This window comes from Variovorax sp. VaC1 (assembly GCF_043658315.1).
Classification (GTDB): Bacteria; Pseudomonadota; Gammaproteobacteria; order Burkholderiales; family Burkholderiaceae_C; genus Variovorax.
Genome location: NZ_JBIGLT010000001.1, coordinates 1,412,079 through 1,438,574, shown reverse-complemented (window position 1 = coordinate 1,438,574; position 26,496 = coordinate 1,412,079). Strand labels below are relative to the sequence as shown.

29 protein-coding genes are annotated in these 26,496 nt (G+C 68.6%); 9 read left to right on the top strand and 20 right to left on the bottom strand.

Annotated elements, in window-relative coordinates; translation table 11 throughout:
- Positions 1-42 precede the first annotated feature (42 nt).
- On the top strand, positions 43-1,242 hold the full coding sequence (locus ACGLHS_RS06745; RefSeq protein ID WP_394478023.1) for an ABC transporter substrate-binding protein: 1,200 nt from the start codon (positions 43-45) through the stop codon (positions 1,240-1,242).
- Positions 1,243-1,246: 4 nt separating this feature from the next.
- Here the strand turns inward: ACGLHS_RS06745 and ACGLHS_RS06740 are convergent, their stop codons facing one another.
- On the bottom strand, positions 1,247-2,263 hold the full coding sequence (locus tag ACGLHS_RS06740) for an AraC family transcriptional regulator (protein ID WP_394478021.1): 1,017 nt from the start codon (positions 2,261-2,263) through the stop codon (positions 1,247-1,249).
- A gap of 234 nt (positions 2,264-2,497) precedes the next feature.
- Here ACGLHS_RS06740 and ACGLHS_RS06735 point away from each other — a divergent pair, with 234 nt between their 5' ends.
- Positions 2,498-2,689, top strand: coding sequence for a heavy-metal-associated domain-containing protein (locus ACGLHS_RS06735; RefSeq protein ID WP_093239809.1), 192 nt, complete (start codon positions 2,498-2,500; stop codon positions 2,687-2,689).
- 75 nt (positions 2,690-2,764) lie between these two features.
- Positions 2,765-5,002 (top strand): copper-transporting P-type ATPase, encoded by a 2,238-nt coding sequence (locus ACGLHS_RS06730; RefSeq protein ID WP_394478018.1) that lies wholly within the window; start codon positions 2,765-2,767, stop codon positions 5,000-5,002.
- On the opposite strand, the gene ACGLHS_RS06725 is transcribed toward ACGLHS_RS06730, so the two are convergent.
- The 8 genes from ACGLHS_RS06725 to ACGLHS_RS06690 form a co-directional block, all read right to left on the bottom strand.
- Positions 4,999-5,349: a copper-binding protein gene (locus ACGLHS_RS06725; protein WP_394478016.1), complete on the bottom strand. Its 351-nt coding sequence runs from the start codon at positions 5,347-5,349 to the stop codon at positions 4,999-5,001. The two genes, ACGLHS_RS06730 and ACGLHS_RS06725, sit on opposite strands and share 4 nt — an antisense overlap.
- Positions 5,346-8,522, bottom strand: coding sequence for an efflux RND transporter permease subunit (locus tag ACGLHS_RS06720; RefSeq protein ID WP_394478014.1), 3,177 nt, complete (start codon positions 8,520-8,522; stop codon positions 5,346-5,348). Before ACGLHS_RS06720 ends, ACGLHS_RS06725 begins: the two co-directional genes overlap by 4 nt.
- Positions 8,519-10,042: an efflux RND transporter periplasmic adaptor subunit gene (locus tag ACGLHS_RS06715; protein WP_394478012.1), complete on the bottom strand. Its 1,524-nt coding sequence runs from the start codon at positions 10,040-10,042 to the stop codon at positions 8,519-8,521. Before ACGLHS_RS06715 ends, ACGLHS_RS06720 begins: the two co-directional genes overlap by 4 nt.
- Positions 10,039-11,274 carry a TolC family protein gene (locus ACGLHS_RS06710; RefSeq protein ID WP_394478010.1) on the bottom strand — a complete coding sequence of 412 codons (1,236 nt, stop codon included), beginning with the start codon at positions 11,272-11,274 and terminating at the stop codon, positions 10,039-10,041. The genes ACGLHS_RS06715 and ACGLHS_RS06710 overlap by 4 nt, the downstream gene beginning before the upstream one ends.
- Positions 11,275-11,350: 76 nt before the next feature.
- Positions 11,351-11,707, bottom strand: a complete 357-nt coding sequence (locus ACGLHS_RS06705) for a hypothetical protein (RefSeq protein WP_394478008.1) — start codon at positions 11,705-11,707, stop codon at positions 11,351-11,353.
- Positions 11,708-11,817: 110 nt separating this feature from the next.
- Positions 11,818-12,534, bottom strand: coding sequence for a peptidoglycan DD-metalloendopeptidase family protein (locus tag ACGLHS_RS06700; protein WP_394478006.1), 717 nt, complete (start codon positions 12,532-12,534; stop codon positions 11,818-11,820).
- A gap of 138 nt (positions 12,535-12,672) precedes the next feature.
- Complete coding sequence (locus ACGLHS_RS06695) at positions 12,673-13,812, bottom strand: DSD1 family PLP-dependent enzyme (protein ID WP_394478004.1); 1,140 nt, start codon at positions 13,810-13,812, stop codon at positions 12,673-12,675.
- A gap of 13 nt (positions 13,813-13,825) precedes the next feature.
- Complete coding sequence (locus tag ACGLHS_RS06690) at positions 13,826-14,497, bottom strand: HAD family hydrolase (RefSeq protein ID WP_394478002.1); 672 nt, start codon at positions 14,495-14,497, stop codon at positions 13,826-13,828.
- Positions 14,498-14,569: 72 nt separating this feature from the next.
- Between ACGLHS_RS06690 and ACGLHS_RS06685 the strand changes: the two genes are divergently transcribed.
- Positions 14,570-15,490: a LysR family transcriptional regulator gene (locus ACGLHS_RS06685; protein WP_093239788.1), complete on the top strand. Its 921-nt coding sequence runs from the start codon at positions 14,570-14,572 to the stop codon at positions 15,488-15,490.
- Positions 15,491-15,615: 125 nt separating this feature from the next.
- Entirely contained in the window at positions 15,616-16,578 is a 963-nt protein-coding gene (locus tag ACGLHS_RS06680) for a TauD/TfdA dioxygenase family protein (protein WP_394477999.1), read from the top strand.
- Between the two features lie 61 nt (positions 16,579-16,639).
- On the opposite strand, the gene ACGLHS_RS06675 is transcribed toward ACGLHS_RS06680, so the two are convergent.
- From ACGLHS_RS06675 to ACGLHS_RS06665, 3 genes are read right to left on the bottom strand one after another with little or no spacing between them, the layout of a single operon-like run.
- Positions 16,640-17,251, bottom strand: a complete 612-nt coding sequence (locus ACGLHS_RS06675) for an alkylhydroperoxidase domain protein (protein ID WP_394477997.1) — start codon at positions 17,249-17,251, stop codon at positions 16,640-16,642.
- 5 nt (positions 17,252-17,256) lie between these two features.
- Positions 17,257-17,904 carry a CMD domain protein gene (locus ACGLHS_RS06670; RefSeq protein ID WP_394477995.1) on the bottom strand — a complete coding sequence of 216 codons (648 nt, stop codon included), beginning with the start codon at positions 17,902-17,904 and terminating at the stop codon, positions 17,257-17,259.
- A 5-nt stretch (positions 17,905-17,909) separates the two neighbouring features.
- Complete coding sequence (locus tag ACGLHS_RS06665; RefSeq protein ID WP_394477993.1) at positions 17,910-19,016, bottom strand: putative FMN-dependent luciferase-like monooxygenase; 1,107 nt, start codon at positions 19,014-19,016, stop codon at positions 17,910-17,912.
- Between ACGLHS_RS06665 and ACGLHS_RS06660 the strand changes: the two genes are divergently transcribed.
- Positions 18,988-19,185 carry a hypothetical protein gene (locus ACGLHS_RS06660; RefSeq protein ID WP_394477990.1) on the top strand — a complete coding sequence of 66 codons (198 nt, stop codon included), beginning with the start codon at positions 18,988-18,990 and terminating at the stop codon, positions 19,183-19,185. The two genes, ACGLHS_RS06665 and ACGLHS_RS06660, sit on opposite strands and share 29 nt — an antisense overlap.
- Here the strand turns inward: ACGLHS_RS06660 and ACGLHS_RS06655 are convergent.
- Complete coding sequence (locus ACGLHS_RS06655; RefSeq protein ID WP_394477988.1) at positions 19,170-19,880, bottom strand: SDR family oxidoreductase; 711 nt, start codon at positions 19,878-19,880, stop codon at positions 19,170-19,172. The genes ACGLHS_RS06660 and ACGLHS_RS06655 overlap by 16 nt on opposite strands.
- 140 nt (positions 19,881-20,020) lie before the next feature.
- Between ACGLHS_RS06655 and ACGLHS_RS06650 the strand changes: the two genes are divergently transcribed.
- Positions 20,021-20,914 (top strand): LysR family transcriptional regulator, encoded by an 894-nt coding sequence (locus ACGLHS_RS06650; protein WP_394477986.1) that lies wholly within the window; start codon positions 20,021-20,023, stop codon positions 20,912-20,914.
- Positions 20,915-20,999: 85 nt separating this feature from the next.
- Here ACGLHS_RS06650 and ACGLHS_RS06645 read toward each other — a convergent pair whose 3' ends face one another.
- Positions 21,000-21,383: a hypothetical protein gene (locus tag ACGLHS_RS06645; protein ID WP_394477983.1), complete on the bottom strand. Its 384-nt coding sequence runs from the start codon at positions 21,381-21,383 to the stop codon at positions 21,000-21,002.
- Between the two features lie 290 nt (positions 21,384-21,673).
- On the opposite strand from ACGLHS_RS06645, the gene ACGLHS_RS06640 reads away from it, so the two are divergent.
- A complete protein-coding gene (locus ACGLHS_RS06640; protein ID WP_394477981.1) occupies positions 21,674-22,348 on the top strand; it encodes a glycosyltransferase in 675 nt (224 codons plus the stop codon).
- A gap of 22 nt (positions 22,349-22,370) precedes the next feature.
- On the opposite strand, the gene ACGLHS_RS06635 is transcribed toward ACGLHS_RS06640, so the two are convergent.
- Genes ACGLHS_RS06635 through ACGLHS_RS06620 form a run of 4 tightly spaced genes read right to left on the bottom strand, consistent with a single transcriptional unit; the run spans position 22,371 to position 24,432 of the window.
- Positions 22,371-22,904: a low molecular weight phosphatase family protein gene (locus ACGLHS_RS06635; protein ID WP_394477979.1), complete on the bottom strand. Its 534-nt coding sequence runs from the start codon at positions 22,902-22,904 to the stop codon at positions 22,371-22,373.
- A 7-nt stretch (positions 22,905-22,911) separates the two neighbouring features.
- Positions 22,912-23,523, bottom strand: coding sequence for a prepilin-type N-terminal cleavage/methylation domain-containing protein (locus ACGLHS_RS06630; protein WP_394477977.1), 612 nt, complete (start codon positions 23,521-23,523; stop codon positions 22,912-22,914).
- A complete protein-coding gene (gene gspI, locus ACGLHS_RS06625; RefSeq protein WP_394477975.1) occupies positions 23,524-23,919 on the bottom strand; it encodes a type II secretion system minor pseudopilin GspI in 396 nt (131 codons plus the stop codon).
- Between the two features lie 15 nt (positions 23,920-23,934).
- Positions 23,935-24,432 (bottom strand): prepilin-type N-terminal cleavage/methylation domain-containing protein, encoded by a 498-nt coding sequence (locus tag ACGLHS_RS06620; RefSeq protein ID WP_394477973.1) that lies wholly within the window; start codon positions 24,430-24,432, stop codon positions 23,935-23,937.
- Positions 24,433-24,623: 191 nt separating this feature from the next.
- Here ACGLHS_RS06620 and ACGLHS_RS06615 point away from each other — a divergent pair, with 191 nt between their 5' ends.
- On the top strand, positions 24,624-25,091 hold the full coding sequence (locus tag ACGLHS_RS06615; RefSeq protein ID WP_394477971.1) for a type II secretion system protein N: 468 nt from the start codon (positions 24,624-24,626) through the stop codon (positions 25,089-25,091).
- Between the two features lie 30 nt (positions 25,092-25,121).
- Here the strand turns inward: ACGLHS_RS06615 and ACGLHS_RS06610 are convergent, their stop codons facing one another.
- Both ACGLHS_RS06610 and ACGLHS_RS06605 read right to left on the bottom strand, forming a co-directional pair.
- Positions 25,122-25,751 (bottom strand): transposase, encoded by a 630-nt coding sequence (locus tag ACGLHS_RS06610; protein WP_394477969.1) that lies wholly within the window; start codon positions 25,749-25,751, stop codon positions 25,122-25,124.
- Positions 25,752-25,851: 100 nt separating this feature from the next.
- A complete protein-coding gene (locus ACGLHS_RS06605) occupies positions 25,852-26,466 on the bottom strand; it encodes an RNA polymerase sigma factor (protein ID WP_093239754.1) in 615 nt (204 codons plus the stop codon).
- Positions 26,467-26,496: the final 30 nt, after the last annotated feature.

Here is a 26,496-nt window from a genome sequence, read left to right as displayed (position 1 = left end):
CATCCCCCACGTCACCCGAATCACCCCGAGAGGAGATTTTTCATGTCGCAGGCAAGCATCAGAACGGCCTTGTTGGCCATCGCCGTCGTCACAGGCGCAACGCCGTCGTTATCGCAGGCACAGGCGCAGGCACCGGCCGTCAAGGTCGGTCTCGCGATGGACCTTTCAGGCCCGTTCGCCGTCGGCGGCGCCGAGGCCAAGGCCGGCTTTGCCGTCGCGATGAAGCAGCTGGGCGGCAAGCTCGGTGGCGTGCCGGTCGAGTTCGTCGAGGCCGACACCGCTGGCAACCCCGAGACGGCCCGGCAGGTGGTCGACCGCATGCTGCTGCGCGACAAGATCGACCTGTTCACCGGGCCCGTCGGCTCATCGGTTGCGCTGGCCGTGGGGCCACCGCTCTTTGCCGCCAAGGTGCCCTACCTGTCGAGCAACGCGGGGCCGAGCGACTATTCGGGTGCGCGCTGCAACCCGTACTTCTTCGGCGCCTCGTACCCCAACGACGCGTACTACGAATCGGCCGGCAAGTTCGCCTCCGACAAAGGGTTCAAGAAGGTCGCGATGATCGCGCCCAGCTACCCCGGCGGCAAGGACGCCATCAACGGCTTCAAGCACACCTTCAAGGGCACGGTGGGCGACGAGCTGTACACCAAGCTCGGGCAGCTCGATTACTCGGCCGAACTCGCGCAGATCCGTGCGTCGAAACCCGAGGCGCTCTACTTCTTCCTGCCCGGCGCGATGGGCGTGAGCTTCATCAAGCAGTTCGTGGCCGCGGGTCTGTCGAAAGACGTGGCGCTGATCTCCACCGCGTTCTCGGCCGACGAAGACATGATCCCGGCCGTGGGCGAGCCGATGCTCGGGCTCTTCAACACCGCGCACTGGTCGTTCGACCTCGACAACCCGGCCAACCAGCGCTTCGTGGCAGCCTTCCGGCAGCAGAACAACGGGCGCAACCCGTCGTTCTATGCGGGCCAGGCCTACGACGTGCTGATGGCCATGGACGCGGCCGTGCGCGACATCGGCGGCAAGGTGGCCGACAAGCCCGCGCTGCTCAAGGCGATCAAGGCGGCGAACTACAAGTCGGTGCGGGGCGATTTCCGCTATGGGCCGAACAACTTCCCCATCCAGAACTACTACCTGCGCGTGATCGCCAAGGACGCCAACGGACGCATCGCCAACAAGGTGATCGGCACCGTGTTCCAGAACTACCAGGACAGCTCTGCCGCCAAGTGCGCGATGAAGTCCTGAGCGTTCAGTGCTTGGCGCCCGGCTCCCGCGAGGTGTCGCGCGGGAGTTGGCCGAAGCGCTCGCGGTAGCAGGCGGCAAAGCGGCTCAGATGCGAGAAGCCGCAGTCGAGCGCGATCTGCGTCACGCTCGTGCCGTCGTGGCGTGCCAGTTGCTCGTGGGCAGCATCGAGCCGCATGTTGCGCAGCACTTCCATCGGCGAAAGATCGCGGTAGCGCCGGAACAGCAGTGCCAGCGTGCGCCGATTGACCCCGGCGGCCTGCGCCACTTCTTCCAGCGACAGGGCGGCTTCGAGATGGCTGCGCATGAACTCCTCGGCCCGCCGCAGTTGCCGCAGGCTGGTGGTTTCCGAGCCGATGCGCAGGGCCTCGTGCTGCCGGCGTACCGAATTGGGCCGGTGGCACAGCAGGTAGAGCATGAGGTTGTCTTCGCAGTGCGCGAGCCAGCGCGGGTCGTACGGCGAGCTGTCGCTTGAAGCCGGCAACAGCGACGCGAGGTTGGCCACCATGCGGCACCACTGCGTGCCGGCGGCGTCGTCGAGCCGCAGCGGCATCTCGAAATCGATCTCGCCCACGTCGTTTGAATGGCGCGTGGCGAAGGCGCGGCGCGCCACCTCCTGCAGGCGGCTGAGTTCGATTTTCAGCATCAGCTGTTCGCAGTCGGCATGCCAGCGCAGCCGCACGGGCTTGTGCGCGGACACCACCGCGCCCTGGCCGGGATGTATCTGCAGCGTCTGCCCGCCGGTGTGGATTTCGGCATGGCCCCGCAACGGCATCTGGACCAGCACGAAGTTGCCCAGGGCGTCCGGCTCGATGTCGACGTCGCAGCCATAGCGCAGGATGCACAGCGACAGTGCGCTCAGCTCGGCGCGGCAGAAGATCGCATCGACCTTGCCCCGCCCCCAGACGCTGCGATGCGCCTTCAGCTCATGCGCCACCCGCTCGTGCGTCTCGTCCGCCTCGTGCGAGCGGAAAACCTCGCGCCCGTACAGGGGAGAAAGCTGCTGGCTCGACCATGCGTCCACGAACACTCCTGAGGGCCAAAGTGGGGAAATCGATTGCTTGTGCGCCGGTGGGCGTGCGGGCAATTTACCGGCGCAAGCCGCTTCGTGCCATGGGGAGTTGCCCGAGCGGATGCGGCGGCGCAGCAAGATTCCTGCCAATAACCCTTCGGCCGCGCCGTATTCAGCGGGCATGCCGCTTGACCTTCACACCATGTCAATCCTGACACTGGCGTCAATTTCAACGAAGGAGTCCCCATGCAAGAGTTCGAAATCCAGTCGATGACCTGCGGCGGTTGCGCCAGCCGGGTCGCCCGGGCCATCAAGAACCTGGACGCCCAGGCCCGGATCGAGTTCGACATGCCGACGCGAACGGTGCGCATCGACACCACCGAGGACCGCGCGTCCGTCGTGGCCGCCCTGGCCGAAGCGGGCTATCCGCCGAAGTGATCGATCCGGCACCACGCGTGCCACGCGCACCGCTCGCAACCCCTGCAACCTCTGGTTTCCCGTGAGAGAACCTGAATGAACCACACGCACCCGCACCATCACCATTCGCCAGGACACCACGCGCACCCACCCGCGCCGCCGCAGCCGGCCCCGGCGGACGGCGCACCGGGCACGGTCTACACCTGCCCCATGCACCCCGAGATCCGGCAGGACCACCCCGGCAACTGCCCCAAGTGCGGCATGACGCTGGAGCCCTTGATGCCGACGCTCGACGAAGGCGAAGACCCGGAGTTGCGGGATTTCAAGCGAAGGTTCTTCTGGACCCTGCCGCTCACCATCGCCGTGACCGTGCTTGCAATGGCCGGCCACCGCCTGCAGTGGTTCGACATGACCACGCAGAGCTGGGTCGAACTCGTGCTCACGGTGCCGATCGTGCTGTGGGCCGGCTGGCCCTTCTTCGAGCGCGCGGTGCAGTCGGTCGTGCATCGCAGCCCGAACATGTGGACACTGATCGGCCTGGGCACCAGCGCCGCGTTCGTCTACAGCGTCGTGGCCACGCTGGCGCCGGGCGTGTTCCCGGCGTCGTTCGTGTCGATGGGGCGCGTGGCGGTCTATTTCGAGGCGGCCGCGGTGATCATCTCGCTCACCCTGCTCGGCCAGATCCTCGAGCTGAAGGCGCGCTCGCAAACCTCGGCGGCCATCAAGTCGCTGCTGGGCCTTGCGCCCAAGACGGCCCGCCGCATCGGCGCCGACGGCACCGAAGAAGACGTGCCCATCGCCCATGTGCACGTGGGCGACAGGCTGCGCGTGCGCCCCGGCGAGAAGGTGCCCGTCGATGGCGTGGTGATCGAAGGCGGCAGCGCGGTCGACGAATCCATGCTCACCGGCGAGCCGCTGCCGGTGACCAAGCGGGTCGGCGACAAGCTCATCGGCGCGACGCTGAACACCCACGGCGCGCTGGTGATGCAGTCCGAAAAAGTCGGCTCGCAGACCGTGCTGTCGAGCATCGTGCAGATGGTTGCGCAGGCCCAGCGCTCCAGGGCGCCGATGCAGCGCATGGCCGACCACGTGGCCGGCTACTTCGTCATGGCCGTCATCGGCATCGCGGTGCTGACCTTCTTCGCCTGGGGGCTCTTCGGGCCGCAGCCCAGCTGGGTCTATGGCCTCATCAACGCGGTGGCCGTGCTCATCATTGCCTGCCCGTGTGCGCTGGGCCTGGCCACGCCCATGTCGATCATGGTCGCCACCGGCAAGGCCGCCACGCAGGGCGTGCTGTTCCGCGATGCCGCCGCGATCGAGAACTTCCGCAAGGTCGATGCGCTCATCGTCGACAAGACCGGCACGCTGACCGAAGGCCGGCCCCGGTTCGAGCGCGCCGTCGCCCTGCCCGGCTTTGCCGAAGACGAGGTGCTGCGCCTTGCCGCCAGCCTGGACCAGGGCAGCGAACACCCGCTGGCGGACGCCATCGTGCGCGCGGCGCGCGAGCACGGCCTTGCGCTCGCCCCGGTCGAAGGTTTCGAGTCGGGCAGCGGCATCGGCGTGAGCGGCACCGTGGACGGCCGCAAGCTGGCGCTCGGCAACACGGCGCTGATGAATCAGCTGCACGTGCCGGTCGACAGCCTCAAGCCGCAGGCCGAAGCCCTGCGTGCCGAAGGGGCCAGCGTGATGTTCCTGGCGGCCGACGGCCAGCCCGCCGGCCTGCTCGCCGTGTCGGACCCGATCAAGGCCACCACGCTGGAGGCGCTGGCCGCGCTCAAGGCGTCGGGCATGCGCGTCATCATGGCGACGGGCGATGGCTCGACCACCGCCCGGGCCGTCGCAAGCAGGCTGGGCATCGACGAGGTGCATGGAGAGGTCAAGCCCGCCGACAAGCTGGCGCTGGTGGAAAAGCTGCAGCGCGAGGGCCACATCGTCGCCATGGCCGGCGACGGCATCAACGACGCACCGGCGCTCGCCAGGGCCGACGTCGGCGTGGCAATGGGCACCGGCACCGACGTCGCGATGAACAGCGCGCAGGTGACGCTGGTCAAGGGCGACCTGCGGGGCATTGCCCAGGCACGCGTCGTCTCCGAGCAGACCATCGCCAACATGAAGCAGAACCTGGGCTTTGCCTTTCTCTACAACGCCCTGGGCGTGCCGTTGGCCGCGGGCGTGTTGTTCCCGTTCACGGGGTGGCTGCTGTCGCCGATGATCGCCGCGCTGGCGATGAGCCTGAGCTCGGCCTCGGTCATCACCAACGCGCTGCGCCTGCGGGGCTTCGCAAGCCCGGAGGGCGCAAAAGGTGCGCACGAGGCGCACCGCCACGGCAACTAGCGCGCGGCTTCCATGTGGGTCACGGTGGGCTTGCCCTTCATGACCTCCACATGGAACCGGACCTTGTCGCCGGCCTTCACCCCGTCGAGCATCTTCCTGTCGGCAACGTCGAAGCCCATGGTCATGGCCGGCATGGCGAGGTTCGGAATGTCGCCGTGCTTGAGCACGATCACGCCGCCCGCCGTGTCGATCTTCTGCACGACCGCATCGGTCAGCATGCCGGCTGCCGCTTGCGGCGCCGGTGCGGCGGGCTTCATGGACGACATCGCGTCCTTCGACATCTGGGCCTGGGCCGCAACGGCCGATGCAATAAGCAGCGCGAACGCGAGGGGATGCAGAACTTTCATCGGGTAACTCCTTCGGTGGGTTGAATGGAAACAGCGGGAGAACGGGTGCGCGCGGCATCGCCACGCCGGCGCAACAGGAACCAGGCAGCCGGAACGACCAGCATGCTCAACAGCGGCGCGGTGACCATGCCGCCGACCATCGGCGCGGCGATGCGCGTCATCACCTCCGAGCCGGTGCCGCTGCCCCACAGGATGGGCAGCAGGCCGGCCATCACCACGGCCACGGTCATGGCCTTGGGCCGCACGCGCAGCACGGCGCCTTCGCGGATGGCGGCCAGCAGCGTGTCGTCGTTCATCGGTTCGCCGGCTTCGAGGCGCCGGGCCAGCGCGTTCTTCAGGTAGACCAGCATCACCACGCCGAACTCGGCCGCCACGCCGGCCAGCGCGATGAAGCCGACCGCCGTGGCGACCGAGATCGATTGGCCCAGCGCCCAGATCAGCCAGAAGCCGCCGATGAGCGAGAACGGCACGGCCGCCATCACCAGCGCCGCATCGGCGAACGAGCGGAACAGCAGGTAGAGCAGCACGAAGATGACCGCCAGCGTGACCGGCACGACCAGCTTCAGCCGCTCGGTCGCGCGCTCCAGGTACTCGAACTGGCCCGACCACGACACGGCATAGCCGGCGGGCATCTTCACGGCCTTGTCGACGGCGGCCTGCATGTCGGTGACGGCGGAGCGCAGGTCGCGGCCGCGCACGTCCACATACACCCACCCCGACAGGCGCGCGTTTTCGCTGCGCAGCATCGGCGGGCCGTCTTCGATGGCGATCTTTGCCACGTCGCCGAGCAGCAGTTGCGCGCCCTTGCCGGTCACGAAGGGCAACTGCCGCAGCCGTTCGAGCGAATCGCGGATCTCGCGCGGGTAGCGCACGTTGATCGGATAGCGCTCGCGGCCCGAGATGACCTCGCCCACGTTCTCGCCGCCGATGGCCGCGGACACCACGGCCTGCACGTCGGCCACCGAAAGCCCGTAGCGCGCAGCGGCCAGCCGGTCGACATCGACGTCGATGTAGCGCCCGCCCGTCAGCCGCTCCGCCAATGCCGACAACACGCCGGGAACCGTCTTCACCGCTGCCTCGATCTGCGTTGTCAGCGCATCGATGGTGGCCAGGTCCGCGCCCGCCACCTTGATGCCCACCGGGCTCTTGATGCCGGTCGCCAGCATGTCGATGCGGTTGCGGATCGGCGGCACCCACACGTTGGTCAGGCCCGGCACCTTCACCGCGCGGTCCAGTTCCTCGACCAGCCTGTCGGCCGTCATGCCCGCGCGCCATTGCGCCTTCGGCTTGAACTGGATGGTGGTCTCGAACATTTCGAGCGGGGCCGGGTCGGTCGCGGTGTCCGCGCGGCCGGCCTTGCCGAACACGCGCGCAACCTCGGGCACGGTCTTGATGAGGCGGTCGGTCTGCTGCAGCAGTTCCGAAGCCTTAGACACCGACAGGCCCGGCAGCGCGGATGGCATGTAGAGCAGATCGCCTTCGTCCAGCGGCGGCATGAACTCGCCGCCCAGCCGCATCAACGGCACCGCCGTCAGCGCCAGCAGCAAGGCGGCCACCACCAGCGTTCCCTTGGGAAAGCGCAGCACCAGTTCCAGCGCGGGCCGGTACACCGCCATCAGCAGGCGGTTGACGGGGTTGGCGGCTTCGTGCGGAATGCGCCCCCGGATCAGGTAGCCCATGAGCACCGGGATCAGCGTGACCGACAGGCCCGCGGCAGCCGCCATCGCGTAGGTCTTGGTGAAGGCCAGCGGCGAGAACAGCCGGCCCTCCTGCGCCTCGAGCGAGAACACCGGCACGAAGGACAGCGTGATCACCAGCAGCGAGAAGAACAGCGCGGGGCCGACTTCCACCGAGGCATCGGCGACGAGCTGCCACCGCTCCGGCACCGTGGGCTGCCGGCCGTGCGCCGTCTCGAAGGCCTCGATGTGCTTGTGCACGTTCTCGACCATCACGATGGCGCCGTCCACCATCGCGCCGATGGCGATCGCGATGCCGCCCAGCGACATGATGTTGGCGTTGACGCCCTGCCAGTGCATGACGATGAACGCGGCCAGCACGCCGACCGGCAGGGCCACGACCGCCACCAGCGCCGAGCGCAGATGGAACAGGAAGACCGCGCAGACCAGCGCGACGACGATGAATTCCTCGACCAGCTTGCCGCGCAGGTTGTCGACGGCGCGGTCGATCAGCAGCGAGCGGTCGTAGGTCGGCACGATCTCGACGCCCGGCGGCAGGCTGGGCTTGAGCGCGTCGAGCTTGGCCTTGACGGCCTCGATGGTCGAGCGGGCGTTCTTGCCCGAACGCATGACGATCACGCCGCCGGCCACTTCGCCCTCGCCGTCCAGCTCTGCGATGCCGCGCCGCATTTCGGGGCCGACCTGCACCGTCGCCACGTCGCGCAGCAGCACCGGCGTGGCGCCGGACACGGCGAGCGGGATCGTGCGGAAGTCGTCCAGCGAGCGCAGGTAGCCGCGCGAACGCACCATGTACTCGGCTTCGGCGAATTCGACCACCGAGCCGCCCGATGCCTGGTTGGCCTTCTGCAGGGCCTCCACCACCGCCTGCTGCGTGATGCCCAGCGCGCGCATGCGGTCGGGGTCGAGCACCACCTGGTACTGGCGCACCATGCCGCCGATGCTGGCGACCTCGGCCACATCGGGCACGGTCTTCAGCTCGAACTTGAGGAACCAGTCGTTGAGTGCGCGCAGCTGCCCGATGTCGCGCGCGCCCGTGCGGTCGACCAGTGCGTATTCGTAGACCCAGCCGACGCCTGTTGCGTCTGGGCCCAGCGAGGCGTTGGCGCCCGCGGGCAGCTTGCTCTGCACCTGGTTCAGGTACTCCACCACGCGCGAACGTGCCCAGTACGGATCGGTCTTGTCGTCGAACAACACATAGACGAAGGAATCGCCGAAGAAGGAATAGCCGCGCACGGTCTTGGCGCCGGGCACGCTGAGCATGGTGGTGGTCAGCGGATAGGTCACGAGGTCTTCGACCACCTGCGGCGCCTTGCCGGGGAAAGGCGTGCGGATGATGACCTGCGTGTCGGAAAGATCGGGCAATGCATCGAGCGGCGTGCGGGCTACCGACCACCAGCCGGCAGCCACGAGGAACACGGTCGCGATCAGCACCAGGAAGCGGTTGCCGACCGACCAGCGGATGAGCGCGGCGATCATGGCTTGGCGCCCTGCTGCGGGTTGTTCACGCGCTGCACCGAGACCAGCTCGTAGCCCGTGGGGCCGCCTTCCCTGAACTCGAAGCGGACCGTGTCGCCGGGCTTGATGTCGGGGAAGGCCTCTGGCGTGGCCTTGGCGAAGCCCATCGTCATGGCGGGCCATTTGAGCGTTGCGACGGGGCCGTGCGAGATGGTGATGCCGTCGGGCGCCACGCTTTCGACCTTTCCTTCTGCCTTGTGGACCGTCGCGGCTGGCGCCGAAGTGCCCGTGGTCGGCGAGGCTGCCGGCGCCGCCATGTTGCCCAGCACCGAGCGCAGGCGCGCTTCGGAGTCGATCAGGAACTGGCCGCTCGCCACCACCTGGTCGCCTTCGGCAAGGCCCGAAACGACTGCGATGTCGTCGCCGAGGTCGGCGCCCAGCGACACGTCTCGCGGCTCGAAAGCGCCATCGGCCTTGCGCACGATCACGACGGCGCGCTTGCCGGTGCGGATCACGGCTTCAGCGGACACAACCAACCGGGTGGCGCCGGCACCGGCCACCTGCAGCCGAAGCAGCATGCCGGGCACGAGCTTTCCGCTGCGGTTGTCGACCTCGAAGCGGGCCTTCAGGGTTCGCGTGGCCGCATTCACTTCGGGAAGGATCTCGTCCAGCGTGCCGTCGAAAGACTGCGACGCATCGGCCTGCAGGCTCGCCCTGACCTTCTGGCCGCGCGCGAGGTGCACCGCTTGCGCTTCCGGGATCTCGACCACTGCCCAGACTTTTTCGAGGCCCGCGATGCGGAACAGCGTCATGCCTGGCGTGACCGCGACGCCTTCGCGTACGCCCAGTTCGACCACGACGCCGTCGGCCGGCGCGGCAAGAACGTAGCGCGCCTGCGCGGTGCCCGTCTCTTCGCTGCGCCGGACGAGATCGGCCGGGATGGACATGGCGCGCATGCGCTCGCGCGCCGCCGCGATGAGATCCGAAGAAACACCGGACCGCTTCAGTGCGAGCAGTTCGTTCTGTGGGCCAAGCCATTCCGGCGCGAAGACCGTCGCCAGGGCCTGCCCCTTGCGCACACGTTCCATCGGCGCGCGCACCGACAGGTGTTCGACATAGCCCGCAACGCGGGTCTGCACGGCGACGCTGAGCCGTTCGTAGAACTGCACGCTGCCGACCGCGTCGAACGAGGCAGAGGTTTCCGCCCGCCGCACGCTGGCGTAGCGGATGCCCAGGTTCTGCTGGACCGAGGGGCTGATCTTCACGCCCTGTTCTTCTCCACTGCCGCTCGCGCCCGTTGCGCTGTCGGCATACACCGGGGCCAGTTGCATGTCCATGAAGGGCGACTTGCCGGGCTTGTCGAAGCGCTGGCCCGGCACCATCGGGTCGTGCCAGTAGAGAACCTTGCGGCCATCGGCGGTCGCTGGCGCGGCCATCGACGTATCCGCAGGCTGGGCCGTCTTGCGGCCCAGGTAGAAAGCGCCCGTGGCGAGCAGCAAGGCGGCCAGCGCAACGGCGCCCATCGTGTGTGTTCTGTTCATTGCGCCACCTCGGCGGTCAGCGGCCGGAAGGCCAGTTGGATTCGGGCTTTGGCAAGGTCGCGCTGCAGCGTCAGCAGCTTGCGCTGTGCCTCGACCTCGGCGTGCCGTGCCTCGAACAGGACGACGAGGCTGCCCTGGCTCGATTGGTAGGCCGCCAACGCGGCGGCCGTTCTTTGCGCGGCGGGCACGACGACGCCACTGCGATAGCGGTCGATGCGTTGCTGCAGGCGTTGCGCATCGCCAGACAGCGAGCGGTACTCGGCGGTCGCGGCCCGCGTGGCTTCGGCCAGGTCGGCTTCGGCCTTGTCGACCAGTGCCCGCCGGCTCGCGGTATCGCGGTCCTGCCGCTCGCCGGGCGCCACGGCAAGCGGAATGCTCACGCCCACCGACACCATGTCGGCATAGCCGGTACGCTGGCCGTAAGACACCTCCCAGGTCCAGTTGGGCTTGCGGTTCGACGCGGTGACGTCGGCCGCACGGCCGGCCACGTCGACATCGCGCTGCATCGCCGCGACCGTGGGGTGGCCGGCGACGTAGTCCTGCTCGCTGGGGAGCGGCATGGCATCGGGCGGCGCCAGATCGTCGGGCGGCACGCCGACCCAGCGCTCGAACGCGACGCGGGCGGTGTTCTGCTGCTGGCGGATCTCGGCCGTGTCGTCTTCCGAGATGCCGCGTGCACCGGCCAGTGCCAGCACGTCCTGGCTGTTGCCCGAGGCCGAGGACAGGCGTGCGCGCGAGGCTTCCAGCTCTTCATGGGCGTGGTGCTCCATGAGGGTGGCGAGCTTCAGGGTCTCGCCTGCGTAGAACGCGTCGAGGTACGCGAGTGCGGCCTGCAGGCGGGCATCGGCCGCAGCAACGCGCGCCTGCACGGCCTCGCGCCCGACCGAGGCGTCGGCCGCGGCCTGCCGCGCGGCGCGCTTGTCGGCGGACAGCCATTCCTGGCTGATGCCGATGCGCTTCATCGTCATCGAATCGCGCGTGGTGTTGAAGCGATCCGGCCCTGTCGCGGGCAGGTTGTCGATGCCGACGCGCAAGGTCGGATCGGGCAACTGCGCCGCGGCGCGGGCGGCCTCCGTGGCGCTCAGTACGCCGGCACGGGCGGCACGCGCCGCCTCGGAGCGCTGGACGGCGAGTCGAAGGGCCGCGTCAAAGGAAAGAGGTGCGGCCGGCGCAAGGCACGGCAGCGATAACGCGGCGGCCAGGGCGGCCGCGCGCGGAAAAGGAATGGACATGAAGACTCCGCAGACGAACGAGGCAATCGCTGGCGAGCGGACAAGCCGCGCCAGCACCGGTCAGTCGACGGAAATTTCAGACGCGAAGTCTGCGTGTGGCGAGAAAGACGGGGTCGGGTGGCGGATGCTGCTGCTCGGGCTGGGCCTGCACCGGCAGCGCATCGCCCTCCGACACGAGCACCAGCGGCATCACCACCATCTGCACGATGGCGGGCAGCGACGGCGTGGCCAGCTTCACAGGCTCGAACGACAGCGACATGTCGGCCGCGTGCTGGTAGCAGAGCACGGGCTGCGCCATGTCCATGCCTTCGCAGGGCTCGCCCGACGCCATCATCTGCGCCATCGACGAGGTGTCAGGCACGCCCGGGCACACGTAGCTTGCCAGCGCCAGCTGCGAGAACAGCAGCGACAGGACCACGAGGAGCGCGGTCATGCAGCGATGGAAGGCGGAGCGGGACGACATGTGCGGCGGGAGTGTAGCGCCGTTGGCCCGGGCACGATGGCACCCGGAAACCACGGCCCTCTTTTCAGCTCAGCGCTTTCTTATCTGGCCGGCAGGTACTGCCTCGGATCGACAGCCTTGCCGCGGTAGCGGATCTCGAAGTGCAGCTTGGCCTCGCTCCCCATCTCGGCGATCTTCTGGCCCCTTTGCACCTTCTGGCCCTGCTTGACCAGCATGGTCCGCACGTTGGTGTAGACCGACATGTACGAGCCGCCGTGGTCGACCATGATGACGCTGCCGTAGCCCCGCAGCGTTTCGGTGGCGGCCACCGAGCCCGCGCCGATCGACAGCACCGCCTCGCCGGCGCTGCCGCTGATGTCGATGCCCTTGTTGCTGCTGCCGTTGAAGCCCGCGACAACCGGACCCTGCGAGGGCCAGCCCCAGTCGCTGCGCCGGGACGCAGGTGGCACGACCGGATCGGGCTCCCTGGCCGGTGCCGTGGACCGGGGCGGCCTCGGGCGGTCGGCGCCGCTGGCGCTTCGCGAAGGCGCGGGCGCATCGGACGACGATGCGCCACCCGGCGGCACCACGCGCAGCACCTGCCCCGCTTCGAGGCGGTCAGGGTCCTGGATGTTGTTCCAGCGCGCGATGTCGGCGGCCGAGCGGCCCGACTTCGACGCGATGCGATAGAGCGTGTCGCCCTGCTGCACGACGTATTCGCCGGGCCCCGCCACCTTGGGTGTCGTGGTGCACGCGCCCACCATCAATGCCGCCACCAGCGCGAGGCTCGCGCGCCACTTCCTGCCTGTCACAACCACTACCGGATTCCTTCCTGGAAGACTGGGATCTCGCGCCCCCATGTGCCCGGGGTCGCGTTCGAAGAATCCGCAGAGGCTACCAGCAGTGGCTGAAGGGCCCTGTCGCTTTGACCCCAGAGCCCCTTCGGGCCCCGGCAGTCACCAGCCGTGGAAGCGCCCCCAGCGCGCCAGGCTGCCGTCTTCCGACAGCGCGTGGTACTCGGGAAACTGCGCGCCGGTGGCACAGGCGTGGTTGGGCAGGATGCGCAGCCGCGTGCCGAGCGGAAAGCGCGCGGCAATGCCGGTGTCGGGTGCGCCTTCGCCCGACAGGATGCCGTGCTCCTGGTTGGCCGCGCTGAGCACGTAGCCGTCGAGCACCTTGCCGTCGATGTCGCAGACCCGGCCGTAGCCGAAGTCGTGCCGCTGCTTTTGCGTGCCGCGGTCGCGGCTCATGGCCATCCAGCCTGCATCGACGATGGCCCAGCCTTTTTCAGCCTGGTGGCCGATGACCGTGGTGAGCACGCTCAGCGCGATGTCGTCTTCGGTGCAGACACCGACATTGCGCATCACGAGGTCGAAGAACACGTAGACGCCGGCCCGCACCTCGGTCACGCCGTCCAGGCGCTCGGCCATCAGCGCGGTGGGCGTGGAGCCCACGCTGACCACGGGGCACGGCAGGCCGGCGTCGCGCAGCCGTTGCGCGGCGCGCACGCAACCGGCGCGCTCCTGTTCGGCGATGGCACGCAGCGCCTCGGGCGTGTCGAACTCGTAGCTGGAGCCGGCGTGCGTCATCACGCCACCCAGGCGCATGCCGCCGTTGTGCAGCACGCGCGCCACGTCGAGCAAGGCGTCGTCTTCGGGGCGGATGCCGGAGCGGTGGCCGTCCGTGTCGACTTCGATCAGCACCTCGAACACCTCCCCCTGCGCGCGGCCGAACTCGGCAATGGCGCGCGCCGACGCCACGCCGTCGGTGAGGATGACCAGCGCGCAGCCGCGCCGGCGCAAGTCCAGCGCATGCGGCAGCCGGTGCGGCGCCATGCCGACCGCATAGAGGATGTCGGTGAAGCCATCGACGAAGAACTGCTCGGCCTCTTTCAGCGTGGACACGGTGATGCCCTGCGCACCCGCATCGCGCTGGGCCCGGGCGACCTCGGCGCACTTGGTGGTCTTGACGTGCGGGCGAAAGCGCACGCCCAGTTCGTTCATGCGCTGCTGCATGCGCACGATGTTGTGCTGCATGCGCGTGCGCTCGACGATGGCGGCGGGCGTGTCGAGGGTGGCAAGGGTCGAAGAAGCCATGGGGTGATTCCGTTCAGAGTGTCTGGGCCGAAGCGAAGGTGCGCAGCCACGGCAGTGCCGGTGCGAGCGTGGCGCCTTGCAGCTCGGGCGACGGCGCGCCCTGCGGCAGCGCCAGGCCCACGCGGTTGTGCCAGTAGGTGCGCAGGCCGACCACCGAGGTGCCGAACATGTCGTAGCCCGAACCGGCGATGAAGGCGGCGTCTTCGGCCTGCACGCCCAGCTGGTCGAGCGCGGCGCGGTACGGGCGCGGGTCGGGCTTGTAGAAGCCGGCCTCTTCCGAAGTGACGACCGCGTCCCACGCGATGCCGAGCCGCGCGGCCGCCCGATGGCCGAGACGGCGCGAGCAGTTGGTGACCACGGCCAGCTTGCAATGCGGCTGGAGCGCCAGCAGCAGTTCGCGCGCGCCGTCCCACACGGGCAGCGTGTCCCAGTGGGCTTCGAGCGCATCGGGTGCCGAGTCGGCCATGCCGGTGTTGCGGGCGGCGTCTTTCACGAGTTGCTCGTAGGGCACGTAGGCACCGCAGCCATAGGTCAGGCGCAGGTACTCGGCGCGCCAGGTGCGGCCTTTTTCTTCGGAGCCGGCGGCGGCGTTCCAGACGGTCCAGGAGTCGAGCAGCGCAGTCAGCAGGTCGAACAGAACGGCGCGTGGGTAGGTGGCGCCAGGGGGCGTTGTGGATGCTTGCATGAGCCCGGACTTTACGTTTCAAAGCCCCTGTCGTGCTTCAATACGCCATCATCAATCGTTAAGCACAAGTGAATGATCCAGATCGAGGACATGCAACTGGCGGCCGCCCTGCTGCGCGAACCTTCCCTGAGCGCTGCAGCCCGTGCGCTCGACGTGACGCCGCCCGCGCTGTCGATGCGGCTGCGCAAGCTGGAAGCCGCGCTGGGCCTGTCGCTCGCCACCCGTACCTCGCGAAAACTCAGCCTGACGCCCGAGGGTGAACGCTTCGCGCGCGAAGCCGCCGCGCTGCTCGGGCAGATCGAGGGCCTGCGCGAATCGATGCAGCGCGACGACCGCCGGCTCGCCGGCACCCTGCGCATCGCGGCGCCCTTCGGCTACGGCCGGCAGTACGTGGCGCCGATGCTCGCGCGCTTTGCCCGCCTGCATCCGGGGCTGCACGTGCAGCTCGACCTGCGCGAAACACCGTGGCCCGACCGGCACGATGCCGACGCGGTGATCCACATCGGCGCGGTGCGCGATTCGTCGTGGGTAGCGCGCACGCTCAGCGCCAACGAGCGCTGGCTGTGCGCCAGCCCCGAATACCTGCGCCTGCATGGCGTGCCGCATGTTCCGCGCGACGTGATGGCGCATGCCTGCATCAGCATCCGCGAGAACGACGAAGACGTGACGCTGTGGCACGTGCGCGCGGCCGGCAACGCTGCAACCGGCAAGCGCGCTCCGCAGCGCGAAACGCTGCGCATCGCGCCCGCCTACGTCACCAACGACGGCGGCGTGGCGCGGCAGTGGGCCGAGCAAGGCCTCGGGCTGGTGCTGCGCTCCGAATGGGACGCGGCCGACGCCATCGCGCGCGGCACGCTGGTGCGTGTGCTGCCCGACTGGCAGTTCGACAGCGCGCCGGTGCTGCTGCTGGTGCCGACCCGCAAGGGGCGCACGGCACGCATGCAGGCGCTGGTCGAGTTTCTCGAACTGAGCTTCGGCACCGCGCGCAAGTGAAGCGCGGGCGGTGCGCCGCCGCACCCGTCACAGATGATTCGTGCATGTAGAAGCAACGAATCGGTCGTTGGTCGCGCGCAAGTCGCGCCACAGAATTCGTGGCCCTGAACAGAGGAGATTCCACGATGAGCGACAACAAGGTCCCTTCTTCTTCCATCGACACGCGCTTCGGCGACCTGCACGTCCGCCGCGTGGCCGGCCACATCGGCGGCGAGGTGCAGAACCTGAAGCTTTCCGCGGAACTGCCGCAGGAAGTGATCGAGCAATTGAACGCAGCGCTGGTCAGGCACAAGGTGCTGTTCTTTCGCGGGCAGGACCATCTCGACGACGCCGCGCACCAGGCCTTTGGCGGGCGCTTCGGCCGCACCGTGGCGCACCCCACGGTGCCCTCGCCCAGCGGCACGAAGCTGTTCGAGCTCGATGCGTCCAGGGGCGGTGGGCGCGCCGACTCGTGGCACACCGACGTGACCTTCGTCGACGCCTTTCCCAAGATCTCCATCCTGCGCGCGGTAACGATCCCGGCCTTCGGCGGCGACACCGTCTGGGCCAACACCGCCCTGGCCTACGAGCGCCTTCCCGCGCCACTGAAGCAACTGGCCGACCAGCTGTGGGCCGTGCACAGCAACGACTACGACTACGGCGCCGATCGCGTGCTGGTCGACGAAGAGCGGCTGCGGCATCACCGCAACGTGTTCGTCTCGGCGGTGTACGAGGCCGAGCATCCGGTGGTGCACGTGCACCCGGTGTCGGGCGAGCGCGCGTTGCTGCTCGGGCATTTCGTGAAGAAGCTGGTCGGGCTGTCGAGCGCCGAGTCGGCGCGCATCTTCGAGCTGCTGCAGAACCGCGTGACCCGGCTGGAGAACACCGTGCGCTGGAGCTGGCGGCAAGACGACGTGGCGATCTGGGACAACCGGGCCACGCAGCACTTTGCGATCAACGACTACGGCGACCAGGCGCGGCTGGTGCGGCGCGTGACGGTGCATGGCGAAACCGCCGTAGCCATCGACGGCCAGCGCAGCCGCACCCGCAGCCGGCCCGAGGCGACGAATGACGCGCGCATCGACGAAGTCATCACCGCCACGGCTTGACGGCCTGAAGGCCTGACGGCCGGCGTGGCTGCGGTGAAGCCACGGGCCGGCCGATACCTGCCTATGCCTTCGCCGTCTCCTGCGGCTCGCCCAGCGACAGCATCAGGCGGTTGGCCCAGTTGAAGAAGGCCGCGCCGTGGATCACGTCGGCAATTGCAAGGTCGTCCAGTCCCTGGGCACGCAGCCGCTCGATGTGTTCCGCTCCGAAGGTCGATGGCGTGGAGGACAGCGCGACCGACGCCGCCACGATCGCATTCCATCGCTCACCCAGTTCCGCACCCACGCCTTCGTCCAGCAGGCGCTGCACGTCTTCCGTGCGGTGCGAGAAATGCGAGGCAAAACGCGCATGCACCGACGCGCAATAGATGCAGCCGTTGTAGCGCGAAGCGGCCGCCGCCGACAGCTCGCGCTCGGCGCGCGGCAGGCCGGCTTCGGGGTTGTAGAAGATGTCCTTGTCGGTGCGCGTGCGGGCGCCCAGGATGTCGGGGTCGCGCGCCAGCAGCCGGAAGTACGGCGACTTGGCGCGCGCCGCGTCCACCAGGCCCGCATAGTGCCGCTCGGTCAGCTCGGCCTCGGGCAGCGGTGCCAGCCACGGCAGCCATTCGAGTTGCGCCTGCGTGAATGCGGTCGGGTGCGTGTTGCCGGGCTGGGTCAGGGTCGATTCGATGGTCATGGTGTTCAGGCCGTGGTTGCAGGATGCCGGGCCAGCGACTGGAGGCCCGTGACGACGCGGATCTGGAACGCGAGAAAGGCCACGAGCTGCGACAGCGTGACGATCTCGGTGCTCGACCAGCCTTCGTCGAGCAGCGCCTGCAAGGCGGCAGGGCTCGCATCGCGCGGATGAAAGACGAGCAGGTGCGCGTGGACAAGGGCCGCGGACAGGCGGGCGCCCAGCACCTCGCGGTGCGTGTCGCTCACCGCATACGTGGGGCCGGTGGTGTCTTCGGCACTGAGCGGGCCGGCGGGATAGCGCCCGTAGGGGCCCTGCGCGGCGCCGCGCCTTGTCTCCGCGGCGATGGCTTCGGCCAAGCCGGCGCGTGGGCCCTGCCCGGCCAGCCCTGTGGCGTAGAAGTTCGCCACATCGGCGTGCCCGTGCAGCCCGGCGACGAAAGCCGCGACGGCAAACCTGTCGGCTTGATTGAAGTGTCCGAAGACGGGCGGCGTGGGCGCGAACAACGCAAGGTAGCTCTGTTGCGCATGCGTGCGCGCTTCCTGGCGCCGCGCGCGGACGAGGTCGATGGCGTCGCCCGGCGCCACGCCGACAAGGCGGTCGATCACGTCGGGAATGGAAGGCGCTGGAGAAGAAAGCGAAGAGGAAGAAGCCATGGCGTTCATGCAGCCTTGAGGAGCGTGTGAGTGGGTTGAAGGTCGGCCACATCCGCGCCGCGCACCCAGCCCAACGCTGGGGCGACCACGGTGGCGGTCAGTTCGATGGAGCGCAGGATCGCGTCGTGCGGCGGGTCGATGGAATGCACCTGGCAGACCAGGTCGGTCACGCGCTGCAGCGTGCTGTCGGCGCGCAGCGAGGCGATCACGTCATCGGGCGTGCCGACGTGCACGTCGTAGGCGGCGATCAGTTCGTCCAGCGTGGCATCGGGGCCGACACGGTCCAAAAGACCTGCCTGCCCCGACGAAGCGAAACGGGCCGCCGCACGGCGCAGGCCGATGTCGGCCAGCCGCAGCGCCTCGTTGCGGGTCTCGGCCACGAAGACGCTGCGCGAGCCGACGATGCGCGGTGTGCCGCCGGCCGGCAACGCGGCCAGATAGGCATCGACGATGGGGTTCTGGATGTCGGCCAGCGTGACGTGGGGTGCGTCGGCCGAACGCGGCTGCGTGCGCGAAAGCATGAGCCCATCGCCCACCTGCCCCGCGCGCGTGCCGCCGCTCACCGAAAAGGTCGCCTGCCAGATGCGGCCGGGCAGTTGCGGCGCTGCAGGGTACAGCGTGTCGCCGCCGGGCAGCGGTTGCCCGGCCCAGGCCGCGCGCACCAGCGCGAGATGCTTCGCGAAGATGGCTGGACGGTCGTCGCTGTCGAGCCCGAACGCAGCAAAGGCCTCCGGCGTGCCGCCCGTTCCCACGCCCACGTCGAGCCGGCCGCCGGACAGCAGGTCGAGCACGGCCGCGTCTTCGGCCACGCGCACCGGGTTCTCCAGCGGCAGCGTCACGATGCCGGTGCCCAGCCGGATGCGCCGGGTGCGCGACGCCACGTAGGCCAGGAAGACGAAGGGCGATGGCAGGCCGCCTTCGTGCTCGTGGAAATGGTGCTGCGCGACCCAGGCCGAATCGAAGCCGAAGGCCTCGGCATGCGCGATCTGCGCGGCCACGAGGCGATAGCGTTCGGCGGCCGTGGCATCGTCAAGCAGCCGGCTGAAGAAGCCCAGGCGCAGCGGCGCGGCGCGCTGGAAAGGCGTGAAGGAAGACGAAGAAGGTGCGGACACGGTCGGGGTCCCTTCCGCCGGGAGCGGTGTCCGCGATCTGGTGCCCGGCATCCGGAAGGAAAAAAGTTGCGAGGAAGCCGCCGAGTTTTGCCCGCAACACCGCATCGCCGGAAATGCGGATTTAGAGTTTGCTTATCTGTTTTTCATGACCACTCAGCGCAGCGTGTAGCCGCCATCGACGTAGATCGTCGAGCCGCTCATGTTGCCGTTGTCGAGCAGGAAGAGCGCCGCGCCCGCCGCTTCGGCCACGGTGCCGAAACGGCGGTTGAGCGTCAGCTTCTCCCACATCTGGCCCACGGCCTTGAAGACTTCGGGCGGCTTGTTGCGCCACAGCTCGCTGTCGATGGTGCCGGGCGATACGCAGTTGACGCGGATCGGTGCCAGCTCCAGCGCCAGCGCGCGTGCCAGCCCTTCGACCGCCGCGTTGCATGCCGCGTAGGCCGGCGCGCCAATGGGCCGCACCGAAGCCGCGCCCGACATCAGCACCACCGCCGCGTCCGGCGCGAGGTGCGGCAAGGCCGCGTGCACGGTCCAGTACTGGCCCCAGAACTTGGCCTTGAACACCGCCTCGGCCGCCTCTTGCGAGTCTTCGCGAAACGACACCGAGTGGTTGACGGAACCGGGCGTAAACAGGCCGGCCAGCGGGCCGCTGCCCTCGAAGAAGGCGGCGATGGATGCGCGCTCTCTCGCGTCCACGGTGCGTGCGGTGGCGAGAGGGCCGAGCTTCTGTGCTGCGGCCTCGGCCTTTTCGGGCGAGCGCCCGCCGATGAGGACGCGGTCGCCGCGCGCCACCAGTTGCTGGGCCAGCGCGAATCCCATGCCCGAGGTGCCGCCGATGATGGCGTATGTCTTGACTGTGCTCACAAGGTGCTTTCGTTGGGGGTTGAACTCATGCACCGATGCTAGGAAGCCATGCGCCAGAGGTAAAACGATAAGATTTCGCGAGACCCGTGCGCCGGGTTCCGCAATCGATCTCCCCTCGCAGCTCCCCTCCCCTTGCCCGAATGTCCAACCTCGAGCCGCACGGCCCCATCCGCGTCTTCCTGGCCGTCTGCCAGGCGGGCAGCTTCGCCAAGGCCGCGGATGGACTGGCGCTGACGCCCTCGGCCATCGCCAAGACCATTGCGCGGCTCGAAGCGCGGCTGCAGGTGCGGCTGTTCGACCGGACCACGCGCCGCCTTTCGCTGACGCGCGAAGGCCAGACCTATCAGGAGGCCTGCCAACGTGCGACCAGCGACATCGACCGGGTCGAGGCCTCGCTGGCGCAGGCCGCTTCGATGCCCAGCGGCACGCTGCGCGTCAGCCTGCCGCCGCTCTTCGGCACACAGGTGATCGCGCCGGTGCTGTACGGGCTCGGCGAACGCTATCCGGCGCTGGCCTTCGATATCTCGCTGGACATCGAGCGCGTCGACCTGCTCGCGCGCGGCATCGACCTGGCCGTGCGCATCGGCGAGCTGCCCGACGTGACGGGCCTCACGGCGCGACGGCTCGGCATGCAGGAACTGGTGATGTGCGCCTCGACCGGCTATGTCGAGCAGCACGGCGAGCCGGCCACGAGGGACGCGCTTGGTGCGCATGCATTGATCGCGACCGCGCATCGCGGCCAGCCGGTGCCCTGGCAATGGATCGATGACGAAGGCCGCATCGAGAGCTGGTCGCCGCCCTCGCGGCTGCGCACCGACAGCAGCATGCTCACGCTGGCCGCCGTGCGTGCCGGCCATGGCATCGGCCTGCTGCCGCGTTGGCTGGTGGCCGACGACCTTGCCGCGGGCCGTCTGCGCACCTTGCTGGACGGCCGGATCGCGGGACATCTGCCGATCCATGCGCTGTGGCTCACGGCGCCGGTGATGCTGCCGAGGCTCAGGGTGGCGATCGACGCGATCGTCGAGGCGGTGTGATGCGCGCTGCGATCCGTGCGATGACAGATCGCTTTGGGTTCTGCTGCTGAATTTGGCGCAGCCTCACGCCTCAACCATCCACGGCTTACCGGAAACGCCTCCGGTAACCGATACGACGCGCAAGCAAGAGCGCCGAAGCGACCATCAGCACAAGCCCACTGGCAGCTTCAGCCCAGATGGTGAGATTCGTCGCAAGCGTGTGCTCGGAGCAAAGGGCCAGCGTGTAGTGCGCAAGCCCGTCGAGACCGAAGGCCCCATACGCGCCGACCAGCAGAACGCCCAGCGCATGAAGACCGAGCCGTGCGACAAACAGGCCCGCAACGCCCAGGCAGGTGATGGCCAGCCAGGCGAGATACACCTGCTCCCGCGTCAACCAGGCGGGCATGTTCGGATAGAAGGCAATGAACTCGGCGTTGTGGGCAAAGTGCGCCAGGCTGGCGATGAAATACACCACGACAAGCACCCACATGTGGGCCGGAAAAAGTGATCTCTTGGGCATGGCCCGCATTGTGTGCCAGCGGTTGGATCGTGTGGATGCGCGCGCCATGTCCCAGTGCCCCGATGTCGTCTCGGCCCGCTCATGGCGTATGCAATACTGCCGCGGCCCCCTGCGCCTTGTCTTCGGCTCACGCTTTGCTCGCTTGCTTGAAGCGCTGCTCGCGCCGTTCCGTCGCAATCGCCCTGGGGCTGAACAGCCAACTGCTCCCCCGGTAGTTCTCTGATGCATTTTCCAGGCGCGGCTGCGCGCCCCACAGAACAATGATCGATATCGTCAGCGCGACAAGATTGTCCGAATCCGCGTTTTGGGCCGACTCCGCTTTGGGGCAATCGCTGCGCCGGCTCGAATTCGATCGTCGCTTGAGGCCACGCGTGAGCTTCGAGAATCGACGGGGTCTCTCCGACGTGTTCAACAGCGCGATCAACGCGGCCGACGCCAACGGCATGCTCGTCTTCGTGCATGACGACGTGTGGCTGGAAGACTTCTTCTTGGCCGATCGCATCTCGGACGGATTGCGCGCCTACGACGTCATCGGCCTGGCGGGCAATCGGCGCCTGCCGAAGCGGCATGTGAGCTGGAACTACATCGACACCGACCTGACCTGGGACGATCTGTCGAATCTCTCGGGAATCATTGCCCACGGGCTGCAGCCCTTCGGCCACATCGACTGCTTTGGGTCGGTTCCGGCCGACTGCGAACTGCTGGATGGCGTTTTTCTGGCAGCCAACCGGCAAACGCTGCTGGCGAAAGCCGTGCAATTCGATCCACGCTTCGACTTTCACTTCTACGACATCGACTTCTGCAGGACCGCGCGCCAGCAAGGGCTGCGATTGGGGACATGGCCGATTTCGATCACGCACCAAAGCGATGGCGCGTTCGGAGGCGAGCCATGGCGCAAGCTCCATCGGGTCTACGCGCAAAAGTGGGGCGACTGACTGGCGCCCCTTGCGCACCGACCTAGCGCATGTACCCGAGATCCCGCACGTCCGAGCGGACCGCCGCCCTGTCGGCCCCTTGCATCGGCAGGCTGACCAGCAGTTCCAGCCGGCGGCGCAGTGAGAACAGCAGCTGGATCGCGGCGTGGGCCGTTTCTTCAACGTCCTTTCCTGCCGCCACATCGGGGTAGGCCCACAGCGCGGCATCGGGCTGGCCGGGCCATGACGGCTCCAGCGGCTGGCAGGCGGCATCGAGCGTGATGACGAAATCGGCCACGGGCGAGTTGGAGCGCGCAAAGTCGTCCCAGCTGCGCGGCGGCCTGTCCGGCACGGGCATGCTCGCGCTCTTCAGGGCGCCGATGGCCGCGGGGTGGATCTCACTGGCAAGTTGTCCGGGCTGACCGCAGGAATGGGCCGAGAACCGCGTCGGGTCCAGGTGCGCAAGGCATGCTTCGGCGAGGATGCTGCGCAATGAATTTCGCCGGGAGACGAAGATCACCGCTATACGTTTTTGCATGGAACCCTGACTATAGCCACGCTTCGTGACCTCTGTCACCGCCCGCTCAGTCGAGCACGAAAACCCGGCGAAAGGTCTGGACGACGCCGTCGCCGCGGTTCTTGATGCCCAGCTCCAGTTCGAGCCCGGTCGCGGTTGTGCGCGCGGGTGCCACGCCCGGCAGGTTGCGCCATCCCTGGCCGGGTTCCCAGGCCCGAAGCTGGAAGACGGACACCGCATCCAGCACCGCCACGCGCGCGGTCGCATCCGGCGCCGACAAGGGGAACGAGGCCGACGCCGGCCCCGTGGCGCGGTACAGCGCATCGCCGCGCCGCCACCACTGCACGCGCTGCCATTGGCCCGGCGCGGCCGGTGCCGCGCGGACGATCTCCAGGAAGAACGGCAGGTCGTTCTGCCTGCGCACCAGCAACGCCGGCGGCAGCAGTTCGGCTGCGGTGGGCTGCGGCAGCTCGGTGGTCGCGCGCAGGGCCACGTCGCGCTCGAGCTGGTCGAGCGCACGCATGAGGCGGGCGATGTCTTCCGTGCGTTCTTCGAGCATGCCGTGGGCGCGCGACACGCTGTCCAGGCCGCGCCATGCCATCAGGCTCACCACCGCCATCAGCGTGATGGCGATCATGACTTCGATGAGCGTGAAACCCGCTTGCCGTCGCCGCTGCATCTAGCGGGTCTCCTGCAGGCGGGTGCGCAGCGAAGCCAGCCGGTTGCCGCCCTCTTCCGCCAGGTACACGTCGACCGCCGCGGCGCGCATGCCGTCGACGGCCGGACTCAGCTCGAGCCGGCAGACCAGCCGTACGCCGCCTTGCGGGCACGGACTGCGAATCACGCCCGGCGTGTTCGGGCCCTGGCCGATCTTCAGCTCCGCCAGCAGGTTCTCAGCGGACAGCATCGCGAGCGATTGCTGCTGCAGCAACCCGAGGTTGGTGATGGTCAGGCTCGACGCACGCACGATGGCCGCGAGCGCGATGCTGACGATGGTCAGTGCCATCAGCACCTCGATCAGCGTGAAGCCGCGCGAGCCACGGGATGGCGTCGATGATGAGAACGGCATGCGCATGAGGGGCAATGCTTGCTAGTGCACCTCGTAGCCGCCCGCCGCGTTGCGCTGCACCACGACCGTGGCGTCGCCATGGCGCAGTTCCATCCGCCAGCTCGCGCCGATGGGCTCCGACGTGAGCAGCACCGGCTGCGCGGGCGTGACCTGCACCGGCGCCACGCGCCACTGCCGGGGGCGCAGTTCGTCGTCGCGCGCAAAGTTGTCGAGCAGGCCCGCCGTCGACACCACCGGGATCGCGCTGCCGGGTGCGGCGTACCAGGTTCCGCGCGCAAAGCTGTAGCCCTCGCCATCGGCCTGCCATGCGATCACGCGGCCGTCGATGCGCACCTCGTTCTGCGCGACGGCCAGGTGCAACACCAGCTCGTGCGCATCGCGCCGCAGGTCTTTCGCGGGGTCGGGCGCGATGCTCAGGCTGATCGCCGCGGTCGCGATGCCGACAATGACCATCACGACCATCAGCTCGATCAGCGAGAAGCCGCGTTGGCCGGCTTTCGTCGGGGTTCCCTGTGGCATGCGCACCTTCATGTGGCGGCGCCCGGGGGATTCGCGGGGCCACAGCCCATGCTAGGCGGCCTGTGTGATGCCCCCGTGAAAGCGCCCATGCAAGCGCCCATGCAAGCGCCCATGAAAACGTTGACACGAAAAGCCAACACCACCGTGATAGACACGACAGGCACGAAGCCCAACGACCGCCAAGGAAAACCATGACCGCCATGCGCACCATGACCATCGCAACCCATCCCTCCGCCAAATACATCGTCCATGCGGTGGGCCTGCTGCTGGTGGTCGCGGGCGTTGCGACATGGGCCCGCGTGCTCTACAAGCCCGCCCCGCCCGCCCCCGTCGCGCGGGTGCAAGCCACGCAGGCAGACGCGGCGGCCGACGTGCTCGCCACGTGGTTCGGCCCCGGCGAGCTGCGCGCGAACATCGCGGTCAAGGGGCTCATCAAGAGCGCGGACCAGGGCGTGGTCGTGCTGGCCGTCAACGACGCACCTGCAAGGCCTTACCAGGTCGGAGAAACGCTGGCCCGTTCGGTCACGCTGAAGGCCATCGAGGCCGATGCGGTGGTGATCGACAAGGCCGGCACCGCCGAGCGCATCGCCGCGCCGGCGATCCCGCAGCCCGCGACGCCGGGCATCGCCAGGGCCACGCCGGCCGGCGCTGCGCGCTGACGCCCGCGAGCCGCACCGACGGGCCGGCATCTACCGCACCGCTTCGTGCGGCCTGGCGCCCGGCGTGGTGGACGGCGCCGACGCCCAGGCCGACAGCGCGTGCAGCAGCCCGCGGTTGACCCGGAAATCGCCGTCGCCGGACTCCGGCAAAAAGGTGTGCGACAGGCACCGCGTGATGACGCGCACCGCCCGCGCATCGGCCCCCACGGCATTCAGCTCGCGCGTGAATGCCGCGCGCGCGGGCAGCTCGTCGGCGAACTTCTCGAAACCCACGAACCATCGGAACAGCATGTTGTAGGTCAGGCTCTCGTGCACCTTCTCGCTGTCTTCCAGCGAATAGATGATCTGCAGCATCAGGCACTTGAAGAGCCTCGCCGCACCGATGGTGCTGCCGTGCTGCCGCTCCAGGTCGGCCAGCAGGTCGCGCTCGTAGCGCAGCGCGTCTTCCACCAGGTCGTGCAGCGGCACGAGGGGGTGGCTCTGCGGCACCAGCGCGCGCAGGTTGTCGGCCTGCACCCAGGCCTGGTGGCTCACGATCCACACCCATGGCGAGCCGTAGCGGTTGACCGCCACCGGCTCCTCGCGCGCCCGCTCCACGATCTTCGAGAGCTTGGCGTCCAGCTCCTGCATGGTGACCCGCATGGGCGACATCCACTTCATCATCTGACTCCCTCCACTTCCTGAATGACTGTGCAACAGGATGCGCGACAGCAGCTCGCGCAGAGGTCTCGCATCCGGTAAGCCGCTCCCTGATCGATCATCAACGCAGCACGCCCAGCGCCTGCCGCAGCGCGGTGTCCACCTTGCGCACCGACACGCCATGGCGCCTTGCCACCTCCTGGCGCGACATCTCGTGCCAGCGCAGTGCCAGCAGCACCGACTGGTGGCGGCGCGGCAGGCGCTGCATGGCGCGGTCGACCGCCGCCACCTCCGAGCGCGCCTCGGCGATCAGCTCGGGGCCGGGCTGCCCGTCGGCGATCACGTCGACGTCCGCCCCCTCGTCGTTCACGCCGATCCAGCGCTTGCGCGCGCGCAGGCTGTCCATCGCGAGGTTGCAGGCCACGCGGTAGATGTAGGCCTCGGGGTTGGCCGGCGTCTCCTGCGATCGGCGCTCGCCCAGGCGCAGCCACGCATCGTGCAGGCATTCGCTCGCCAGGTCCGAACACCCGAGCTGCCGTTCCAGGCGCTGGTGCAACACCGCGTAGTGCGCCGCCAGGTGGGCCTGCAGATCGAGCGCGGGCGCCGTTGCCTTCTTCGGTGCGCGCAGTTCCACGGCCGGCAGCGGAATGCGCTCGTCGAGCCGTCGCCAGACCGATGGGAACAGCATGGAGAACCGGTCCGGCGCAGGGCGGATCGCCTGGGTGTTGAGGGTCATGATGGTTTTCGCTGAACGCCCGGCCTGCCC

Excerpts from the sequence above, each read along its gene's own strand:
- ACGLHS_RS06735 (WP_093239809.1), top strand. The coding sequence starts at position 2,498 with ATGCAAGAGTTCGAAATCCAGTCGATGACCTGCGGCGGTTGCGCCAGC.
- ACGLHS_RS06645 (WP_394477983.1), bottom strand. The coding sequence starts at position 21,383 with ATGTGGGTGCTTGTCGTGGTGTATTTCATCGCCAGCCTGGCGCACTTT.
- ACGLHS_RS06680 (WP_394477999.1), top strand. The coding sequence starts at position 15,616 with ATGAGCGACAACAAGGTCCCTTCTTCTTCCATCGACACGCGCTTCGGC.
- ACGLHS_RS06730 (WP_394478018.1), top strand. The coding sequence starts at position 2,765 with ATGAACCACACGCACCCGCACCATCACCATTCGCCAGGACACCACGCG.
- ACGLHS_RS06605 (WP_093239754.1), bottom strand. The coding sequence starts at position 26,466 with ATGACCCTCAACACCCAGGCGATCCGCCCTGCGCCGGACCGGTTCTCC.
- ACGLHS_RS06630 (WP_394477977.1), bottom strand. The coding sequence starts at position 23,523 with ATGCAGCGGCGACGGCAAGCGGGTTTCACGCTCATCGAAGTCATGATC.
- ACGLHS_RS06640 (WP_394477981.1), top strand. The coding sequence starts at position 21,674 with ATGATCGATATCGTCAGCGCGACAAGATTGTCCGAATCCGCGTTTTGG.
- ACGLHS_RS06615 (WP_394477971.1), top strand. The coding sequence starts at position 24,624 with ATGACCGCCATGCGCACCATGACCATCGCAACCCATCCCTCCGCCAAA.
- ACGLHS_RS06720 (WP_394478014.1), bottom strand. The coding sequence starts at position 8,522 with ATGATCGCCGCGCTCATCCGCTGGTCGGTCGGCAACCGCTTCCTGGTG.
- ACGLHS_RS06685 (WP_093239788.1), top strand. The coding sequence starts at position 14,570 with ATGATCCAGATCGAGGACATGCAACTGGCGGCCGCCCTGCTGCGCGAA.
- ACGLHS_RS06690 (WP_394478002.1), bottom strand. The coding sequence starts at position 14,497 with ATGCAAGCATCCACAACGCCCCCTGGCGCCACCTACCCACGCGCCGTT.
- ACGLHS_RS06620 (WP_394477973.1), bottom strand. The coding sequence starts at position 24,432 with ATGCCACAGGGAACCCCGACGAAAGCCGGCCAACGCGGCTTCTCGCTG.
- ACGLHS_RS06745 (WP_394478023.1), top strand. The coding sequence starts at position 43 with ATGTCGCAGGCAAGCATCAGAACGGCCTTGTTGGCCATCGCCGTCGTC.
- ACGLHS_RS06715 (WP_394478012.1), bottom strand. The coding sequence starts at position 10,042 with ATGAACAGAACACACACGATGGGCGCCGTTGCGCTGGCCGCCTTGCTG.
- gspI (WP_394477975.1), bottom strand. The coding sequence starts at position 23,919 with ATGCGCATGCCGTTCTCATCATCGACGCCATCCCGTGGCTCGCGCGGC.
- ACGLHS_RS06670 (WP_394477995.1), bottom strand. The coding sequence starts at position 17,904 with ATGGCTTCTTCCTCTTCGCTTTCTTCTCCAGCGCCTTCCATTCCCGAC.
- ACGLHS_RS06675 (WP_394477997.1), bottom strand. The coding sequence starts at position 17,251 with ATGACCATCGAATCGACCCTGACCCAGCCCGGCAACACGCACCCGACC.
- ACGLHS_RS06650 (WP_394477986.1), top strand. The coding sequence starts at position 20,021 with ATGTCCAACCTCGAGCCGCACGGCCCCATCCGCGTCTTCCTGGCCGTC.
- ACGLHS_RS06695 (WP_394478004.1), bottom strand. The coding sequence starts at position 13,812 with ATGGCTTCTTCGACCCTTGCCACCCTCGACACGCCCGCCGCCATCGTC.
- ACGLHS_RS06610 (WP_394477969.1), bottom strand. The coding sequence starts at position 25,751 with ATGAAGTGGATGTCGCCCATGCGGGTCACCATGCAGGAGCTGGACGCC.
- ACGLHS_RS06710 (WP_394478010.1), bottom strand. The coding sequence starts at position 11,274 with ATGTCCATTCCTTTTCCGCGCGCGGCCGCCCTGGCCGCCGCGTTATCG.
- ACGLHS_RS06705 (WP_394478008.1), bottom strand. The coding sequence starts at position 11,707 with ATGACCGCGCTCCTCGTGGTCCTGTCGCTGCTGTTCTCGCAGCTGGCG.
- ACGLHS_RS06725 (WP_394478016.1), bottom strand. The coding sequence starts at position 5,349 with ATGAAAGTTCTGCATCCCCTCGCGTTCGCGCTGCTTATTGCATCGGCC.